The organism is Aureimonas sp. AU22 (assembly GCF_001463745.1).
Classification (GTDB): domain Bacteria; phylum Pseudomonadota; class Alphaproteobacteria; order Rhizobiales; family Rhizobiaceae; genus Aureimonas.
In genome coordinates this window covers 151368-170561 of record NZ_BBWJ01000004.1, presented here as the reverse complement: position 1 = coordinate 170561, position 19194 = coordinate 151368, and the positions used below count along the sequence as shown (strand labels likewise).

Annotated in this window: 13 protein-coding genes and 1 pseudogene; 8 read left to right on the top strand and 6 right to left on the bottom strand. The window is 69.0% G+C overall.

Going from position 1 to position 19194, the window contains the following annotated elements; genetic code table 11:
- Window positions 1–60: 60 nt before the first annotated feature.
- The 4 genes from AUL34_RS01280 to AUL34_RS01265 all read left to right on the top strand — a co-directional run bounded on the left by AUL34_RS01280 (window position 61) and on the right by AUL34_RS01265 (window position 4897).
- Window positions 61–702: a DUF2291 family protein gene (locus AUL34_RS01280; RefSeq protein ID WP_061929968.1), complete on the top strand. Its 642-nt coding sequence runs from the start codon at window positions 61–63 to the stop codon at window positions 700–702.
- A complete protein-coding gene (locus AUL34_RS01275) occupies window positions 699–2252 on the top strand; it encodes a sugar ABC transporter ATP-binding protein (protein ID WP_061929965.1) in 1554 nt (517 codons plus the stop codon). Before AUL34_RS01280 ends, AUL34_RS01275 begins: the two co-directional genes overlap by 4 nt.
- Window positions 2249–3316, top strand: coding sequence for an ABC transporter permease (locus AUL34_RS01270; protein WP_061929962.1), 1068 nt, complete (start codon window positions 2249–2251; stop codon window positions 3314–3316). The genes AUL34_RS01275 and AUL34_RS01270 overlap by 4 nt, the downstream gene beginning before the upstream one ends.
- Before the next feature lie 126 nt (window positions 3317–3442).
- The gene (locus tag AUL34_RS01265) at window positions 3443–4897 is read left to right on the top strand and encodes a diguanylate cyclase domain-containing protein (RefSeq protein ID WP_061929959.1); all 1455 of its coding nucleotides are present in this window, start codon (window positions 3443–3445) and stop codon (window positions 4895–4897) included.
- 61 nt (window positions 4898–4958) lie between these two features.
- On the opposite strand, the gene AUL34_RS01260 is transcribed toward AUL34_RS01265, so the two are convergent.
- Complete coding sequence (locus tag AUL34_RS01260; protein WP_061929956.1) at window positions 4959–5852, bottom strand: LysR family transcriptional regulator; 894 nt, start codon at window positions 5850–5852, stop codon at window positions 4959–4961.
- A 102-nt stretch (window positions 5853–5954) separates the two neighbouring features.
- On the opposite strand from AUL34_RS01260, the gene AUL34_RS01255 reads away from it, so the two are divergent.
- The 3 genes and pseudogenes from AUL34_RS01255 (at window position 5955) to AUL34_RS01245 (ending at window position 8697) form a co-directional block, all read left to right on the top strand.
- Window positions 5955–6824: an NmrA/HSCARG family protein gene (locus tag AUL34_RS01255; protein ID WP_061929954.1), complete on the top strand. Its 870-nt coding sequence runs from the start codon at window positions 5955–5957 to the stop codon at window positions 6822–6824.
- Window positions 6825–6861: 37 nt separating this feature from the next.
- Window positions 6862–7335 (top strand): annotated as a pseudogene (locus tag AUL34_RS01250) (AtaL-like protein).
- A 177-nt stretch (window positions 7336–7512) separates the two neighbouring features.
- Entirely contained in the window at window positions 7513–8697 is a 1185-nt protein-coding gene (locus AUL34_RS01245; RefSeq protein WP_244492415.1) for an MFS transporter, read from the top strand.
- A 70-nt stretch (window positions 8698–8767) separates the two neighbouring features.
- On the opposite strand, the gene AUL34_RS01240 is transcribed toward AUL34_RS01245, so the two are convergent.
- The 5 genes from AUL34_RS01240 to bcsN form a co-directional block, all read right to left on the bottom strand.
- On the bottom strand, window positions 8768–11095 hold the full coding sequence (locus AUL34_RS01240; RefSeq protein ID WP_061929947.1) for a hypothetical protein: 2328 nt from the start codon (window positions 11093–11095) through the stop codon (window positions 8768–8770).
- Window positions 11092–12126: a glycosyl hydrolase family 8 gene (locus AUL34_RS01235; RefSeq protein WP_061929944.1), complete on the bottom strand. Its 1035-nt coding sequence runs from the start codon at window positions 12124–12126 to the stop codon at window positions 11092–11094. Before AUL34_RS01235 ends, AUL34_RS01240 begins: the two co-directional genes overlap by 4 nt.
- Window positions 12123–14510 carry a cellulose biosynthesis cyclic di-GMP-binding regulatory protein BcsB gene (locus AUL34_RS01230; RefSeq protein WP_082653064.1) on the bottom strand — a complete coding sequence of 796 codons (2388 nt, stop codon included), beginning with the start codon at window positions 14508–14510 and terminating at the stop codon, window positions 12123–12125. Before AUL34_RS01230 ends, AUL34_RS01235 begins: the two co-directional genes overlap by 4 nt.
- Window positions 14507–16702, bottom strand: a complete 2196-nt coding sequence (gene bcsA / locus AUL34_RS01225; RefSeq protein ID WP_061929938.1) for a UDP-forming cellulose synthase catalytic subunit — start codon at window positions 16700–16702, stop codon at window positions 14507–14509. Before bcsA ends, AUL34_RS01230 begins: the two co-directional genes overlap by 4 nt.
- Before the next feature lie 171 nt (window positions 16703–16873).
- Entirely contained in the window at window positions 16874–17974 is a 1101-nt protein-coding gene (gene bcsN, locus AUL34_RS01220) for a cellulose biosynthesis protein BcsN (RefSeq protein ID WP_082653063.1), read from the bottom strand.
- A 256-nt stretch (window positions 17975–18230) separates the two neighbouring features.
- Here bcsN and AUL34_RS01215 point away from each other — a divergent pair, with 256 nt between their 5' ends.
- Window positions 18231–19124, top strand: coding sequence for a LysR family transcriptional regulator (locus AUL34_RS01215; protein ID WP_061929931.1), 894 nt, complete (start codon window positions 18231–18233; stop codon window positions 19122–19124).
- The last annotated feature ends 70 nt before the right edge of the window (window positions 19125–19194 follow it).

The following is a 19194-nucleotide window of genomic DNA, read 5'->3' as shown; positions in this document are numbered from 1 at the left end:
CCGTTCGGGGGCCGGTTCGCCGGCCCCGTTCCCGTTCGCCCTTCCGCGTCGAGGCTGCCGATGAACCGCCTGTCCCTTTTGACTGCCGTCGCGCTGCTTCTGGCTCTGCCGGGGTGCAAGTTCGTCGAAACGGCCGAGCTGGCCGCGCGGGCCGAGGCGTCAGCCAAGCCGGCCGCCGGGTCGGACGTCGCGGGCCGCTGGGACGCGGAGATCGTGCCCTACATCGTCGAGAAGGCGAAGCCGTTGGCCGAAATCCGCGCAGCGCTCGGCGGCGGGCTCGATGCCACGGGCAAGACGTTCGGCTACCGCGAAGTGCCCGAAGGCGCGCCGTGGAACTTCCCCGTCGCCATCACGGGCACGATCGTCGAAGCCAACACCAAGTCGCGTGCCGCCACCGCCGACGTCGACACGGACGGCGACGGCAAGGCGGACGTCACGCTGCAGCTCGGACCGGTGATCAAGGGCACGTCGATCCGCGACGTCCTGCCCTTCGTTTCCTTCACGAGCTACTCCAACCAGATCGAATATGCCGACGTCGCCAAGGCCTTCAACACGCAGGCCTTCGAGCGCGTCCTGAAGGACTTGCCGCGCGATGCGCTGATCGGATCGCGCGTCGAGGCGACCGGCGTCTTCACCCTGCGCACGGCCGCCGACAAGGTTCTCGTCACCCCGGTCCTCGTGAAGCTCGGGGCGGGCGCGTGAGCCACGAGATCGTTCTGTCCGTCCGGGCGGCGACCAAGGTCTATCCCGGAACGCAGGCCCTCAAGGGGGTCGACTTCGACGTCCGGCGCGGCGCGGTCAACGTGCTCGTCGGCGAGAACGGCGCCGGCAAGTCGACGCTGATGAAGATCATCGCGGGCGTCGAGCAGCCGACGGATGGCGAGATCCTCCTCGACGGCAAGCCGGTCTCGCTGCCCGACACGGCAGCCGCCTCACGGCTCGGTATCGGCATCGTGTTTCAGGAACTCAATCTCTTCCCGAACATGACGATCGCCGACAACATCTTCATCGGCCGCGAGAAGACGCGTTTGGGGATCGACATCGACGGCGGCGCGCAGAACGAGATGGCGCGCGCGCTCCTCGCCCGCCTCGAACACTCCAATCCGCCGGATATGCCGGTCGGCGACCTGCGCATCGGCGAGCAGCAGATCGTCGAGATCGCCAAGGCGATCAGCCAGGACGCGCGCATCCTGATCCTCGACGAGCCCACCTCGGCTCTCTCGGCGACCGAAGTCGAGATCCTGTTCGGCGTGATCCGCGAGCTGAAGGCCCAAGGGGTCGCCATCGTCTACATCTCCCACCGGCTCGAGGAGCTGGTGCGCATCGGCGACTACATCACGGTCCTGCGCGACGGGCGCATTACCGGCGCGCAGCCGATGACCGACGTGGACGTACCCTGGATCGTCCGGGCGATGATCGGCTCCTCGTCGAAGGACTTCGCCAAGACGGTCCAGCACGACTACGGGCCGGAGATCCTGCGCGTCGACGACATGACGCTGCCGAGAAAGGGCGGCGGCTTCGCGGTCGACCACGTTTCCCTGTCGCTGCGGGCCGGCGAGATCGTCGGCATCTACGGGTTGATGGGGGCAGGGAGGACCGAGCTCTTCGACTGCATCATGGGCCGCGAGCCGCTGGCATCCGGCCGCGTGACGCTCGCCGGACAGGAACTCTCCGACCGCTCGATCCACGGCCGCATCAAGCGCGGCATCGCGTTGATCCCCGAGGATCGCAAGGCGGAAGGCCTCGTGCAGATTCTGTCGGTGTCCGAGAACATGTCGATGTCGAGCCTGTCGTCCTTCACGCGGCTTTTCCACCTCGACGTGAAGCGCGAGCGGTCGAGCGTACGTGATTTCGTCAAGCGCCTCGCGGTGAAGGTATCGAGCATCGACAACCCGGTGTCGTCGCTCTCTGGCGGGAACCAGCAGAAGATCGTGATCGGCAAGGCGCTGATGACGGGCCCGAAGGTCCTCCTCATGGACGAGCCGAGCCGCGGCATCGACATCGGCGCCAAGGCCGAGGTCTTCCGCGTGATGCGCGACCTCGCCGCCCAGGGGCTCGGCATCCTCTTCGTCACCTCCGACCTCGAGGAGGTGATGGAATTGTCGGACCGCATCATCGTCATGTCGAACGGACGCGTGACCGGCGAGCGCGAGCGCTCCCGGACCGACGAGCCCGAGATCGTCGCCCTGTCCGCTGCCGGCCACGGACGTGCGCCCGGCCCCATCCCGTCCCAGTCGGAGCTCCGCCGATGACCGCCACCCATCCCGCGGCCGCCGCCTCCGGCAGCGACATGTCCGTCGCGCTCCTCCTCCTCAAGGCGCGCACCTTCATCGCGCTGATCGCGGTGGTGCTGTTCTTCTCCTTCGCCGCCCCGAACTTCCTGTCGACGGCGAACCTCATCATCATGTCGGAACACGTGGCGCTGAACGCGTTCCTGGCGATCGGCATGACGTTCGTCATCATCACCGGCGGTATCGACCTGTCGGTCGGATCGATCGTCGGCCTGTGTGGGATGGTGGCCGGCTATCTCGTCCTCAACGGGGTCGCGATCGATCTCATCGGCTACACCGTCTTCTTCAACACGTTCGAGATCGTGCTGATCACGCTCGGCGTGGGGGTGCTGGTCGGCGTAGTCAACGGGCTCCTCATCACCCGGCTCAACGTCGCGCCCTTCATCGCGACGCTCGGCACGCTCTACGTCGCGCGCGGTCTCGCGCTTCTGTCCTCCGGGGGAGCCACCTTTCCGAACCTGCGCGGCTCGGCCGAATGGGGCACGTCGAGTTTCCCGCTGATCGGGTCGGGTTCCTTCCTCGGCGTGCCCGTCTCGATCTGGACGCTGGTCGCGGTCGGCTGCGGGGCTGCCTATCTCGCAGCCCGCACCCCGCTCGGCCGCTCCATCTACGCGGTCGGCGGCAACGAGCGCGCGGCCGCCTTGTCCGGGCTCCGGGTCAACCGGACGAAGATGTTCGTCTACATGTTCTCCGGCTTCTGCGCGGCGATCGTCGGGCTCATCGTGTCCTCGCAGCTCGTCGCCTCGCACCCGGCCACCGGCGAGACCTTCGAGCTGAACGCCATCGCCGCGGCGGTGCTCGGCGGCACCTCCATGTCGGGCGGGCGCGGGCGGATCGGCGGTACGATCGTGGGTGCCTTCGTGATCGGCATCCTGTCCGACGGCCTTGTGATGATGGGCGTGTCCTCCTTCTGGCAGACCGTCATCAAGGGGCTCGTGATCATCGCGGCCGTGGTTGTGGACCAGTTCCAGCAGCGCCTGCAGCAGCGCATTGCCCTCCAGCGTCAGGCGGCCCTCGGCCGCTGACGGCCGATCCGCTGGGCAGCGACCGCGACGGACCTCGATCAGGAGACCTTAAGCGATCGCGATGTAGAAGGCACGAAAGGGCGGCGACGATTCGCGAGCCGCCGTCGCCAGTTCGGGGGGCCTCGCATGCGAGACAGTCAACGCGAAGCGATCCGCCAGAAGGCCTTGGCCGAGATCGCCCTCCTCGACACCCCACCCGAGCGCGAGTTCGATGCGCTCGCCAGGCTCGCGAGGCGCATGCTGGGCACCAGCATGTCGTCGATCACGTTGATCGACCCCGAGCGCCAGTGGTTCAAGGCACGCTGCGGGCCCCTGGCGCCTTCGACCGCTCGCGGGCCGGCGCTGTGTACCGCCGTGTTCGAGAGCGAAGCCTCCATGACGGTCGCCGATGCCCGGCTCGATCCACGCTTCGCCGATAGTCCCTTCGTCACGGGCGCGCCCCATGTCCGCTTCTACGCGGGCGTTCCGGTGCGGGTGCGCCAACTGGATGGCGAGCAGGTGACGATCGGGACGCTGTGCGTCCTCGACGACGAGCCGCGCGAGGCGACGGCGGTCGACATGGAGACCCTGACCGAACTCGCCTGCCTTGCCGAGGCATTGGTGGATGCGCGGGCCGTGGCCTTGCGGGCGGCCGAGGCGGCCGAGCAGCGTCGCCTCGCGATGGAGCGGCTGGAGCGCGAACGCCGGCAGTTCAAGCAGGCCGAACGCATGGCCGACATGGGATCCTGGCGCTACGACATCGGCACGAATGCGACGTCTTGGACGGACGGAGTCTTTGCCATCCACGAACTGCCCATAGGCGGCGGCGTGCCGAACGGCGAGATCATGAGCTTCTTCCCAGAGCCCGACCGCACGGCCTTTCTGGATGCCGTCATGCGCACGCTGGATACGGGCGAACCCTTCGAGATAGACGCCGACCTCGTGACGGCGAAGGGCAACGCGCGACGCGTGCGCTGCTCGTGCGAGATCGAATTGTCCAAGGGCAGTCCCGTCGCTCTCATCGGGCTGATCCAGGACATCACCGAGCGCCACGATCTCGAGGAGCGCCTGCGCCGTCAGGCCCGGACCGACGACCTGACGCAACTGCCCAACCGCGCGGAGTTCAACCGCGTCCTCGCCAAGAACCTGCGCGACGCGAAAGCCATCGGGCGCGAGTTGGCCGTGCTCCTGATCGATCTCGATGGCTTCAAGAGCGTCAACGACGTGCTGGGCCATGCGGCGGGCGACGATGTCCTGCGCCGCGTCGCCGAACGCCTTCGCCAACCGTGTCACGACGCCTGCTTCGCAGCGCGGCTGGGCGGCGACGAGTTCGCCATCGTGATGCCCGCCGAGGTTGGTCGATCGGACCTCGCGCCGCTGGTCGACCGCCTCCTGCGCGACTTCGACATCGTGGCGAGCGGGTCGGGCCACATCGTCCACGTGACCGGGACTGTGGGTATCGCTTGGTCGAGCGACGCGGACGGTGACGGGGAGGCTCTGCTGCGCCAAGCCGACGCCGCCCTGTATGCGGCCAAGCGGACGCGGAAAGGCACCGCACAGACCTACCGGGGCGACGCTTCCACCTTCGAGCTTGCCGGATGAGGCGACGGCGGGCGGAGCGCCTCAAGGCCTCGGCGCGACGTTCGCAGTCGGGATCGCGCCGTCACCGTCCGACGTAGTTCGCCAGTTCGTCCGGCGTGCCGTTCGGAAAGGCTTCCTTCAGGAAGTCGAGGAAGGCCGAAACCCGCGCGCTCAGCAGTCTCCGGGTCGGATAGAGCGTCCAGAGGGCGATCTCCGACCCGTCGACGTCGCCCCAGTGCACCAAGGTGCCGTCCGCCAGATCATGGCCGACGAGCGAGATGGGAAGCCGCGCGACCCCGACCCCCGTCCGCGCGGCGTCGCGGACCATGATCATCGACGACAGGCTGAGGACCGGACGCACCACGATGTCGGATCGCCCGTTCGCGGTGACGATGTTCCACGTCTCGTCCGCGGCGGTCGGTCCCCGAACCACCGCGTCGATGGGCGAGGCGCCCGTCGGCCGTTTCACTTGCGCTCCCGCGACGACCACCAGTCGATCGCGGAGGAACACGCGCCCGACGAGGCTCTCGTCTGCCTTCGGGTTCACCCGGATCACGAGATCGTAGGCTTCCTCGATCATGTCGACGGCACGGTCCTCCGTGGTCACCTCGAGACGAACGTCCGGATGCCGGAGCGCGAAGCCCGCCGCGAGCCTGCCCATGGCGGTCTGCGAAAACAGGAGCGGCACGCTGATCCGCAGGCGTCCACACGGCCGCCGTCCGCCGGATGCGATGGCGGTCGTGGTTTCCTCGAGGTCGGTCAGCAGCGCAGCGGTCCGTTCGAAGAGGGCGCGTCCTTCCTCCGTGAGTTTGAGGATGCGGCCGCCACGCTCGAACAGGCGGAGGTCGAGACTGGCCTCCAGGTCGCCGACGCGGCGAGACAGCGTCGCCTTCGGACGTCCCGAAGCACGGGCGGCCCGGCCGAACCCCTCGTGGCGGGCGACGAGGTTGAAGTCGGCGAGCGCGAGAAGGTCCATCTGTTCCACCTGTGAGACGGCGCGTCCAAAATCGGCGTCTATTGGAATGAACGGGGATCACCGATCTTGCAATCGTAGCCCACACCGAACGGAGCGATCCCCATGACCATCCTTGTGACCGGTGCCACAGGCACGATCGGCCGCCACGTCGTCGAGCAACTCGTCTCCCGCGGGGCCGACGTGCGCGCGCTCGTGCGAGACCCCGCCAAGGCCGACATTCCAGCCGAGGTTTCAACCGTGCGGGGCGACTTCCTCGACGTCGATTCCCTGCGCCAGGCGCTTTCCGGCGTCTCGACGCTGTTTCTCCTGAACGCCGTGGTGGCCGACGAATTCACGCAGGCCCTGATCGCGCTCAACCTTGCCCGCGAGGCCGGCATCGAGCGTGTCGTCTATCTCTCGGTGATCCATAGCGACGTCTACGTGAACGTGCCTCACTTCGCCGGCAAGTTCGGCGTCGAACGCATGATCGAAGCGATGGGGTTCAGCGCCACCATCCTGCGCCCGGCCTACTTCATGAACAACGACGTCGCGATCAAGGACGTGGTCACGGGCCACGGCGTCTACCCGATGCCGATCGGCGGCAAGGGTCTGGCCATGGTCGACGCCCGCGACATTGGCGAGATCGCGGTCATCGATCTGCTTCGCCGCGAAAGCTCGCCGGCGGTGCTCCCGCTGGAGCGTATCAACGTCGTCGGGCCGGACACGCTCACCGGGGCGGATATCGCCGCGATCTGGACCGAAGCGTCGGGACGCCCGGTCGCCTATGGCGGCGAGGACACCGCTGCGTTCGAGCGGAACTCCCGCCAGTTCATGCCGGGCTGGATGGCCTACGACATGCGCCTGATGGCCGAGCGGTTCCTCACCGACGGCATGCTCCCCGAAACCGGGGACCGCGACCGACTCACCGCTCTCCTCGGACGCCCGTTGAGATCCTATCGCCGCTTCGCCCTCGAAACCCTCGCCGCCGCCTGACCCCGGCCGGCACCGATCGCGCAGAAGGAACATTCCGATGATCTACTCCACCGCAACCGTTCCGGTGAACCCGGAGGGTGAAGCCGAGTTGACCCGCGCGCAGGTCTGGGCGGGCCTCGAGCTGAAGGCGCGCGACGCCCGCGAGTTCCTGCCGCCCGGCCTTTGCACCCGCTGCGAGGTCGTCGAGGAGAGCGCGACCCACTTCGTTCGCGAGGCTACCATCGCCGGCATCGACCTCAGCGAGATCATCACGCTCGAGCGCTAGGCCAAGGTCACGTTCTTCCAGGCATCGGGGCCGCGCGAGGGCGCCATCGTCAACGAACTTTTCGAAGACGACGCCGGCGCGCTCCAGCTCCGCTTCTACTGCTATCTCGGACTGCGCGGAAAGGAGCCGAACGGCCCGGAGGAACAGGCCGAGCAGGCCCAGTTCGACGGCGACACGGGCTACCGCAGCGCTCTCCTGTCGACGCTGAAGCGCACCCGCGAGCTTGCCGCCGCCGGCCAACTCTGACCGGAGAGACGTTCGACTTCGGGAGAAGGTCCGTCCACAGATTGGACCTCCGCCCGGAGGCGACATCGGCTTATCTAGGCCTTGGCGCGCGGCCTTCGGCCGCGTACGCACCGCCTCGCGGCACCCCGCTTCGACGTTCGTTCGAGCGGGCGGATCCACCGGAGTTATCCCATGACGATGTCAGCTGACAGGGCGCGGCCATCCGCCGTCGCGGCGATGGGGCGAGGGCTGACCTTCGCCATGGCGGCGGCGACGGGCCTCGCGATCGCGAACATCTATTACAACCAGCCGATGCTCGGCATCATCGAGCGCGATCTCCCGGGGACCACGACCACCCTCGTGCCGACCGCAACGCAGCTCGGCTACGCGCTCGGCCTCTTCCTGCTGGTGCCACTCGGCGACCTCGTCGAACGCAAGCGACTGATCGTCGTGCAGTTCCTTGCCCTGTCGGCCGCGCTGGCCTTGGCTGCCATGGCGCCGAGCGCGACGATGGTCGTTCTTGCCTCCGTCCTCGTCGGCGCGGCGGCGACCGTCGCGCAGCAGATCGTTCCCCTTGCGGCCCATCTGTCGGCCCCGGAGCGGCGCGGGGCGACCGTTGGGACAGTGATGTCCGGTCTCCTCTGCGGCATCCTTCTCAGCCGCACCCTGGCAGGCTTCGTCGCCACTGCCGCCGGCTGGCGCGCGATGTTCTGGCTGGGCGTTCCCCTGGCACTTGCGGCCGCCGCCATGATGGCCGTCATGCTTCCGCGAAGCGAACCGACGACGGCCCTTCGCTACCCCGCCCTGATCCGCTCGCTCGGCGGGCTGTGGGGCGAATTCGGCGCCCTGCGGCTCGCGGCGACGACGCAGGCGCTGCTCTTCGCCGGCTTCAGCACCTTCTGGACGATCCTCGCGCTTCGCCTGCAGGAGCCCGCTTTCGGCCTCGGCGCCGATGTCGCCGGCCTGTTTGGCGTCATCGGGGCCGTCGGCGTGCTGGCGGCGCCGATCGCCGGGCGGATCGCCGATCGCCGGGGGCCGCACAAGGTCATCGCGCTGGGTGCGACGCTGGTGCTCGCCTCGTGGATCGTCTTCGGTGTCTGGAACTCGATCCCCGGTCTCGTCGTCGGCGTCGTCCTGCTCGACTTCGGGATGCAGATCGCGCTGGTCTCCAACCAGCATGTCGTCTACGCGCTGCGGCCGGAGGCCCGCGGTCGCCTGAACACCATCTTCATGTGCACGATGTTCCTTGGCGGAGCGCTCGGGTCTGCGGGCGCGACCCAGGCCTGGAACCTCGGTGGCTGGGGAGCGGTGGCGCTTCTCGGCGGTGCGTTCGCGGCATTGGCGACGGCGATGCAGATGATCAGCCTCGCGCGCAAGGCCTGACGCCGGCGCGCTTCGCTGGAGCGAGGCAGCCCGGAACAGCCGTTTGCGGCTTTCGGTAACCCCCCTTCGGTCAGCCGCCGGTGGGGAAGCGACCCTGCGCCTGATCGAGCGCGGCGAGACCGCGAACGCCCTCGCGGTTGCCTGTCCGCGCCACGGCCGAGAAGACCCGGCGCGCGTCCGCCCAGCGGCGCAGTTCGAGATAGGCGTAGCCCCGCAGCACCATGAGATCGAGCCGTTCGGGCGCGATGCGCGCCCGCTCGTCCAGGGCCTGCAGCGTCTCCACCGGCCGCTTGCGCTCGAACGCGCCGGTCGCGCGCGCCGAAAGGATCGCCGTATCGAGTTCGATACGGCGGGTGGTCGGTTGCGGCGAACGGGCAGCGGCGATCGCCGCGCGGTCGCCGACCCCGAGGCGAAGATAGGCGAGGCTTTCGCCATAGGACGCGTCCTGACGCGTCCGCCCCTGGCCGCGCCGCGCCGCACTCTCGAAGGCGGCGGCCGCCTCCAGCGACCGGTCGAGCCCGAGAAGGCACCAGCCGCGCGCCATCGCCCCCTCCGGAGAGAGCGTCGAGGGGTCGATCTCGGCTCCCCGGCACCCGCGCGTGTCGGTTTGGCGGCGGGGAGAGGTTGACGGAACAGGCCGTGGCGGCGCCTCGGCAACCCGGCGGCGGGAGGCTGCGGGCATCGGTGGTTCGGCATAGGCCGTCGCGGCGGAGTGGGCCCCGGACAGCAGCGGGTTGGCGGCAAGCGGGGCGGGTGCGAGGGCGCCCGATGCCACCGGCGGCGCCACCGCATCGGGGAGAGGGCGAGCCGCAAGGGCGGCGGGCGCTCCACCGGCCTCGCGGGCGGCCTGCGCTGCCGCGACCTGCGCCTGGTCGGGTCGTCCGATCGCGGCGATGCGCGGCGAGCGCCCGCCGAACGTGCGCTGAAGCGTTGCAAGGCTCGCGCGGTCGCCGAGGCGTTGCTCGACGAGCGCGAGGCCGTAGGCCGCGGGCTCGTTGTCGCTCTGCCACCGGAGCGCCGCCGCGAACCACTGGGCGGCCGTTGGAAACTGGTTCAAGTGGAAGGCGTACCAGCCGAGTTGCTGGGCGCTTGCCGCATCCTGGCCTTCGCCGACTGCCTGCGCGATGCGTGCCAGCGTTTCGGGCGCGATGGCTTGGCCCGCGCTTGCGGCCAGAAGGTTGGCGGCAGCGGCGAGATAGACCGCTCGTGCCCCGTCGGAGGCCGAGCGCCATGGCGTCATCGCCCCCTCGGCATCGGCGAAACGGCCGAGCGGGATGAGGGACAGGGCATATCCCTGCGAGATCGTCGCGCTGTCCTCCCTGGTGCGGGCGTGCTCGAAGTCCGGCAGGGCCCCGGCGGGATCGCCGCGGCGCAGGGCGTACCAGCCGAGGAGTTCGGAATCGGACGCCTTGCCGTCCGGTGCTTCGGTGAGCCGGCGCAGGAGCGACAGATCGGCGTCGGAAACCTGCAACGCGGCATCGTCCGCCGCTTCGGCGACGTCTGCACGTGCGAGATCGGTGCGCACGGACGCGAATTCGCCCACCCCGTCCGGCCCCGTGCGTTCCGTCGCGAGCAGCGGCTCGAGGTCGGCGCGGGACAGGCGCTGGACCGCCATCTGAACCGTGGCGAGACGCTCCCCCGCGTTGTCGCAGTTGCGGAGCACGTAGAGATAGGCGTCCTTCGCCCGATCGGGGCGCTTCGTCTCGGCGAAGGCGCGCGCGACGCGCCACAGGACGTCGACCTCCGAGCATGTGAGAAGGCTCGGGGTAGCGGCCGCGATGCGGATCACGCTTTCGCTCTGCTGCAGGTTCGAGGCGTTGACGAGCTGCAGGCGCGCCTCGGCGACGCCGACGCGCTCCAGAAGATCGGCCGGGGGCTGCCAGCCGGGCTGGCTCGCCTGCCGCGCGCCGATGGCCTCGCGCACTTCGGCGAACTTGCCCTGGGCGTAGAGCTCCCAGATGCGGTCGAGTTCCGGATCGCCTTGCGGGGCGTTGGTGAGAAGATCCAGCGGATTTTCCGGAGGTTGCCAGCTCGGATAGAGGGCCTTGAGCCGCGCGATCTCGATCTCGAGCCGCCGCGTGTCGCCTTGCTGGGCGAAGTAGCGCAGGGCCGTGATGTCGATCTGCAATGGTGTGCCGGACGCCGGCGTCGCGGCATTGGAACCGGCCGCCGGCGGGCGAGGGAACGCGCTCGATGGCACCGACGCCGCGGCCGATGATGGCGTCGGCTCCGCGGCCGCGGATACGCTATCCGGCTCGGCCGCAGCGGCGACGTTGCCGCCGAGGGAGTGCCGGAGAACGCTCGGCGCCGAAGGCCGCGAGGCGGGGTCGCCGTCCCGCCATCCGTACATCAGGACGGCAAAGCCGGCGATCGCGGAAAGCGCGGTGACGGACTTCATCGCAGACATTCGGGATGCGTCTCCGAAAGGGTGCCGAGGGTGAGGAGATGCAGGGTGGAGGGATAGTAGAGGGTCGGTGCGAAGCGGCGCAGGTCTTCCGGCACCGGCGCCCCGTCCAGCACGCAGGCGATGGCGGCCGGGATGATGCGATAGCCCGAATCGCTCAAGGTGTGCGTGGTGGCGCCGCTCGCGAGGTCGACGATCCGCAGATTGCCGTCTTCGTCGGTCATCGCGCTTGCGAGCTTGCGCATGAGATCCGCGTCGCCCTCCTGCGCCCGCATCAGGTAGAGCGGCAGGCGGAGCGCGTTGTAGCCGAACTCCGCGGGGAAGCCCTCGGCCGGCCGCGGACGGTCGGCGACGGAGAGCCATTCGGGCGGCAGTGGTGCGTCGGACAGCACCTGCGTCAACAGCTGCCGCCCGCTCTTTGCCACGCCGATCCAGTCGTGATCGGGCGCGAGCGCGGCGAGTTCCCCAAACGCCTCGAAGACCCAATAGGAAAGGTTCACCACCGGACCGTCCGCTCGATCGCTCCGGTCGAAACCGGCGACGCCCGGCCGCAGCAGAACCTGCCCGTCATGCTCGAACAGGAGATGCGAGCCGATGGCTTCCGCGAGCGCCGTCGCGGCTTGTCGGAGGTCGGGTCGCTGCCATCGGTCGGCGCCCCGCGCCAGCGCGAGGGCGATCAGAATGTCGCCGTCGCTGGCATCGTTGAGGTCGGTGACGGGCGGCTGCGCGCCGGGCGTCCAGCGCCAAGCGGCTAAGCCGTCGTCGCGCACGAGGAGTTGCGTGCGCGTGAAGCTCCAGATTCGGTCGAAGTTCGCGGGGTCGTCGGCCATCACCGCGAGGAGCAGGCCGTATCCCTGGCCCTCGCTGTGGCTGATGCCGTCGTTGCCCGTATCGACGATCCGCCCGGTGTCGTCGAGGAAGCTCGCGCGGTAGCGGGCCCAGCTGTCGGCCGAGAGCGTCGATGCGGCCAGGGCCGGCGAGCAGGCGAGGAGCAGGGCGGTGAGGACAATCTTCCACACTCTCATCGCCGTTGCCCCAGGGTCTTCACGAAGGCGGTGGTGGCGACGCCGAGCAGCAGCGCCACGGCCACGATCAGCGAGGCATAGGCGAGGACGTTTTCCGACAACCAGTTGGCGACGATCAGGCGAAGGTTCGCCAGCGAGAAGGGCTGCGTCGGCAGGAGGCTTGCCGCGCCGAGCGATTGGCTGGTGACGGTTCCCGTCGCGGGGTCGAATGCTGACACACGGCCGTCGAGCTGCACCCAGTTGCTTTCGCGCACGATCAGTCCGACGCTGTCCTTCAGCGTGGCGGTGCTGGGCGATGTCACCACAGTCCAGACCGCTCCGTCGGCAGCCGCGCCCTGGGCGATCACCAGCCCGTCGTCGTCGCCCGGCGTGAACGGCTGCTCCTGTGCCGGCAGAAGCCGCAGCCCACCGGCCTCGATGTCGAGGGTCGAGCGCAACCAGTCTCCCAGATCCGCCAGCCTGCCGCGCCAGCCGGAGGCGGCGCCGAACTGCTCTTGCCACCTGTCCGGCGTCAGCTCGGGACGTGCGGCGGGGCCGGGCGTCTGGCCTCCCCATTCCGCGGCCCGCTTAGGGTCGATGTTGACCTGCGACAGCACGGTGGGTGGAAGCTGGCGAGGCGACCCAATGAAGAGCGCGTGCGACGCCGGGGCAGCCGGCGTCCGTGCCACACGTAGCGGAATCACATGGCCGGCGGAAAAGGCGACCCGCCCGAACAGGTCGGCAGCGGCGTCGAGCCCATCGGGGCGGTCGTCCGGCAGAACCACGTCCACCGGCTTCTGCGCCACGTTGTAGGGGAAACCGACGCCCTGGAACGCCGAAAGGTCGGGTACGCGAGCGATCCGCGCGAAGTCCGGGACCTCGAACCGGGACGTGTCGAACAGGGCGAAGCGTGGCGTGCCGCCGGTGGAGGTGCCGGGCGCGCAGCTATCGTCGGCAGCGGTCAGGAGGTTGGCCTCGAGGGCGATCGTGTTGGCCCCCGGCCGCACGTGGCGCATGGTGACCCGAAGCGGGAACTCGTTCAGCGCACCGCTGCCACCGCCGCCGATCGGCAGGGTCGTGGCGATGTTGCCGTTGACATAGACGTTGACGAGGCTGCCCGGCAGCACTTCGCCGCTGTAGGCGGCGTCGAGCCGCATCACCGCCTCGCCATAGGCGCGGGCGAAGAAGTCGCCGGGGAATGCCACAGCGAACTCGGTGCGGAAGCGCCGGCCGGAGAACTCCTGCGAGGCCACGCCGAGATCGCGAAAGCGCAGCGCTCCGCCCTGGCGCATCAATGGGGCATCCGGCGTTCGCAGCGCGGGGCTGAGGAAGGCCGGGCGCGGCGCGCGGTCCTCGGGGTCCACGAACGAGACGATGCGCTCCGCGCCGGCTCGAACCTCGTCCCACCCGGTGCCGGTGACGACGAGCACGCTGGAGCCGTCCGTGCGTTGCAGGAAGCTCGTCCCGCCCGCCGGTGCGCTCGTTCCGGTTCCCATCAGGGCGCCGACGGCGTCGGCCGGCGCGACCACGACGTCGAGTGTCCCGGAGCGGACCGGCGGAACGCTTCCCTGTACGATTTCGACCGACTGGTTCGGCATGGCCGCGAGAAGCGCGAGACCCTGCGAGAGCCGCAGCACGGTCTCTGCGGCTTCACCGAGCTGACCGTCCGGCAGCGTGATGCGGATATGCGTCAGGCCTTCCGCGTCGGTCCCCGTGGCGCGAATGTCCTCCAGCCGGCGCGCCGCGAAATCGGCCGGCGTGCCCGTGAATTCGAGAAAGGTGCCGGCGGAATTCAGACGGGTCCAGAGATCGTAGGTGGAGGAGACCGTGCAGTCCGTACGGTGTCGCAGGGTGCTCTCGACGCTGATCGTATTGAAGCCGGGGTGCAGCAGGCCCGGCGGCACCGGGGCGGACAGGTCGCCGATGTCGTCGGACGAGGCGACCGGCTCGTCGACGAGCGGCATGTCGTTGACGAGGACGCGCAGGCGCGAGGCTTCCGGCGCCACCAGGATGGCGTTCTGGTAGGCGATGGCGAGCCGGGCGGACGCCTCGGCTTCTTCGCGCGTCAGGTAGACCGACCAGCGTCGGCGATCGGTCTCGCCCGAAAGCGCCAGTTCCGGTCCGGCGACGAGATGACGACGCCAGCCGCCCGGCGCGGGAATGGCCGCCCGGTTCGCTTGGGGCGCAGGGGATGCGGGCGGCACTGAGGCCGGCGGCGCGTCGGATGCAGGCTCACCCGACGACACGTCAGCCGCAGGAGAACTTGGCGGGGCCTCCCGTACGGGGCGAGACTCGGTCGCCGGCGGGCGCTCGCCGCTCATGTCGAAGGGCGCGGGCTGGGCGCCGGCGGGGCCGCAGAAAGCTGCGGCAAGGAAGGCGAGGGCTGGGGCGATGCGCCGGCTCATCCGTGCGCCTCCACTGCGGTCGCCGCCTCGGCGGTCGGCTTTCGGCCCACCGAGCGCAGGAGGTATCCGAGCCCGCGGAAGGTCTGGTAGACGCACACGCCAAAGAACCAGGCCGAGCCACCGAGAAGGCCGGGATTGCGGCGGCGCGCGCGCTGGAAGGCTTCCCACTGCGCGGAATCGGCGAAGATCAGGTCGGCGATCAGGCGGTTGTGGTGCGGCCCCTCGGTGATGAACGCGCACCCCAGCACCATGCTGCCTTCGCCCCGCGTCATGCGCTTGAACGCCACCGGGATCGTGTCGTTGTCCGTCGCCCGGTCGGTCCGCACCGTCAGCGTCGCCACCGTGCCGCGCTCGGCCTCGTGCGGCAGCGCTCCCGTCACGCGAACGGCGACGCCGGACACGGAAACGTCCTCGATCGTTCCGGCCAGCGCCGCCTCCCCGATCCGCAGTTCGCATCGCCGCTTCACGGGGATGCGCGGATTGACGGTCCGGGTTCCGAGCTCCGATACGACGCCGAGCGCGCAGCCCGCAATCACCAGATTGAGGACGTTCCAGGCGCCCACCACCATGGTCAGGTCGGCACGATAGGGCTCGTCGATCACACGCCAGACGGTGGCCACCAGTCCGAGAAGCAGGATCGCGAAGATCACGTAGAACGGCATGCCAAGCTCGGACACGCGGCTGACTTCGATCGATTCGTCCTTGGCCGTGACGTTGAAGGTCGGCTTCTTCGGGTGGCGGATGGTGGAGACGACGGCCGGCAGCAGGTGAACGCTCTGCACGTACTCGTAGAGCTCGGAGATCCATGGCCAGCGGAACGAGCCGTACATGTAGTTCTGCATCATCAGGTTCACGGCCATGTAGGTGAGCGTGTAGGCCACGAACTCGCCCGAGGACGCGTTGAAGATCTGCAGGCCGAAGAACAGGTAGAAGAGCGGCGCGACGAGAAACATCAGCCGCGGAAAGGGAAACAGCCAGAACAGCGTGGAGGACGTGTAGCAAAGGCGCTGGGGGAAGGAGAGGCCGCGCTTGAACAGCGGCGCGCGCAGGAGAAGGATCTGCATCATCCCCTGCGCCCAGCGCGAGCGCTGGCCGATGAACGAAGCGAAGGTCGCCGGCTGTAGGCCCGCGATCAGCGGCTTGTCGAGGTAGAGGCTGTTCCAGCCCCGCGAATGAAGCTCCACCGCCGTCTCGCAGTCCTCCGTGATGGAGACGCCGGAGAAGCCGCCCGTCTCCAGAAGGGCCTCCCGCCGCAGAAGCGCCGCGGAGCCGCAGAAGAAGGCGGCGTTCCACTTGTCGAGGCCGCGCTGGATGATGCCGTAGAACATCTCGTTCTCGGACGGCATCTTGGCGAACGTGCGCAGGTTGCGCTCCAGCGGATCGGGATTGAGGAAGAAGTGCGGCGTCTGCACCAGGAACAGGCGCGGGTCGTCCTCGAAATAGCCCACGGTTTCGGCCAGGAAGTCGCGGGCGGGCGCATGGTCGGCGTCGAAGACGGCGATCAGCTCGCCGCTGGACTGCGTCATGCCGTTGTTGAGGTTGCCGGCCTTGGCGGCAAGGTTGCGCGCCCGGGTGAGATACCGTGCCCCGAGCGCCGCGCAGAGCGCCTGCAGCTCGACGTGGCGCCGCTGCGCCGCCTCGGCGGCCACCATGTCGTCGGACTGGCGCTTCTGCTCCGAGCCGCCGTCGTCGAGAAGCCAGACCGTGAACCGATCGGCCGGGTAGTTCATCGCGAGCGCGGACGCCAGGGTGTTGGCGAGGAGCTTGATCGGTTCGTTGTAGGTGGGAACGAAGACGTCGACCGTCGGTGGTCGCCGGTCCGCCGCCAGCGAGCGGGATAGCCGGGGCGGCACCGGCGCCGCCACCACGAAGAGGCTGAGCGCCAGCATGAAGACGCTGTACATCTCGGCGAGATACAGAAGGAAGCCCGGGATGAAGTTCTCGAGCTGGTTCACCGGCGGCAGTGTCGAGGTCGTGCGCCAGTAGACGTATCGCAGCACGATCGAGGTTCCGAGCGCCAGCGCCACGAGCCGCCAGACGCCGCCGAGATCGAGCGTCTTCAGGATCATCATGACGCCGAGCACGAAGAGCACGGCGAAGAACTGCGCCTGCAGGCTGACGGGCAGCGTGATCATGGCGATCGCCAGAGCCGAGGCCAGGATCCACAGGAGGGTCATTGCGATGCGCAGCATGTCTAGTCCCGGTGGACAGGGGCAGGATACGGAGGCTCTTCGCTCGCCGAGTGCCGGATGCCGCATCGGGATCGAACGCCTCTCAGTGCTACGAAAGGGTAAGGGAACTTGCAATCTATGATTGCGGTCCTGGCCTCGTTCGAAACCGTCGTGATCGGCCCGGCACTGGGTTCAGCAGCCTTCGGTCCCCATCAGCCGGCCATCGGAACAGATCATCGGTGGTGCAACCACCGGTCGCGCTGCGGATTGCGTTCCGTCCCCCTCGGATCGCGCGCCCGTCGGTCCCGGCGGCGACGCCGCGGGTGCGGGGGCGGGGTATGCGGGCGCCTCTCCGGGAGGTGGAGGAACGGCGGGGCCGGTGGGTTGGGGGAGCGGTTCGGGCCGCAGGGCGTCCGGCGGTGTAGCCGCAACCGCACGGGCCGCGCGACGGGGCGGGGGCGGCCGTGGCGCTGGGTCTTCGGCCGGCGCTGCCGGGGCGATGGTGTCCGCCGCCGCTACCAGCGGCTCGGGATAGAGGGGCGCGCCGGTTTCGCCCAGCGTTGCCGAGGGCGCGGGCGGGTCGCCGTAGGGCATCCACGAGAAGTGGTTCAGGAAGGCGTTGACGCCGAGACCGTACATCGTCGCGAGAAGCTGCGCGTCGGTGGCGCCGGCCTCGCACTGGCGCAGGCGCAGGTTGATGATGCCCCGCGGCCGCAGAAGCAGCGTCGCATGGTCCGTTCCGCTGAGCCGTTGCCACGCGTAGAGGCAGTTCGTCGAGCCGAGCCGTCCGGTGGCGAAGCCGAAAGGGCCATAGCGGTTCTGTACGTAGAGGGGCGAGCGACGCATCGCGACGCCGGGAAACTCCCGTCGGAGTTCACCGGCGATGTCGGCGCGTGCCAGCGAGCGTTCCGAGAGTTCCGTGCGACCGGAGGTCGAGCGGTCGACCGGACCGATGAAGTGGGCACGGATCGTGTTCTGGGCCCCGACACCGCCGCCGCCCGCCAGGACGATCTCCTGTTCGACGCCGTTGCGGTAGCGCTGTTCCAGAACGCCCACCACGGCCGGTCCGCCCGACTGCGGCAGGACGAAGGCCTCGCGCGGAGATACGTCCCGGATGGTGGAGAAGCGGTCGATCTCGCCACGCGACGCACAGCCGGCAGCCAATGCGAGGCAGAGCGCCAGCAGCAGCCGGCACGCCATTCTCGGCATGGGTGCCGAAGCACGACCGGACAACACGCGCTCGAGTGCCGTTACTCGGTGACGATCGACGTCGGTAAGGGGCGGGTGGGACATGGCGGCAATCGTCTGCTGGTTTCACACGAAGCGGGGCACCGAATGTTGACCGTAGCAACCCTAGATTGCGTCAACCTGCAACAACTCTCAATGATTGCATCGGCGCATGGAGGAGGGAGCCGGTCCGGCGTTGCGCGTCGATGGTGAAGGGAACCGCTGACGCCGATGTTATCCCGGCATGGCCACCCTCCCATTCTCCCGCATGCTACGGTGGCCGTCATCTAGGGCTATCGTGTCGCGAAACGGGGAACGCCGGATGGATACCGAAGACCTTTCGATCTTCGTGGAAATCGCCGACGCGGGAGGCGTTTCGGCCGCTGCTCGCAGGCTCGGCGTCTCGAAATCGATCGTCAGCCGGCGCCTGATGCGGCTCGAGGAAGAACTCGGCGTGCAGCTCGTCGCGCGAAACACGCGCGGCGCTGCCCTGACCGAAGCCGGCAACGCCTTCCGCGACCATGCCGCGCGGGTCGGCGCCGAGATCGAGGCGGCCCGGGAAGCCGTGGTACCGAACGGCGAGCTTCGCGGCCGGTTGCGCGTGGCCGTTCCGCTTTCCTTCGGCCCGACGCACTTTGCCCCGATGCTCGCGGAAATGGCACGGCGCCACCCGCAACTGCACGTCCACTCGGTCTACGGCGATCGGTTCGTCGATCTCATCACGGAAGGCTTCGATTGCGCCATCCGGGTCGGCTACCTCCAGGACTCGAACCTGATCGCCCGGCGCATCGGTCCGATTTCCGGCAAACTGGTCGCAAGCCCGAGCTACATCGAGGCGCACGGCGCGCCGGACACCCCCTCGGACCTCGCCGCCCATCAGGCGCTGATGCAGGGCACGGAGGCCTGGCAGTTCATGGATGGAGACAAGGTGATGACCGTGAAGCCGCAGGGGCGGTTCAAGGCCGACAACGCCAACGCGCTTGCCGCCGCCGCCGCCGCGGGCCTCGGCGTCGCCTGGATCCCCGACTGCGTCACGCACGAATACATCACATCGGGAGCCCTGGTTCCGATCATGACGCGCTATCCGCCGCCGACCGCAGGCGCCTACGTCGTGCGACCGCCCGGCCAGCATCCCGCGCGGAAGGTCCGCATCTTCACCGAGCTCCTGATCGAGCTGCTCGGCGACGATCCGCGCTTCGCTAGCGCCGAGCCGTGACCTCCGCGAGAGGGGGGGGCCGCCACGCCAGTTCCGCTTTCCGCAACACAGTGTGCCGGGATGCGCGGCT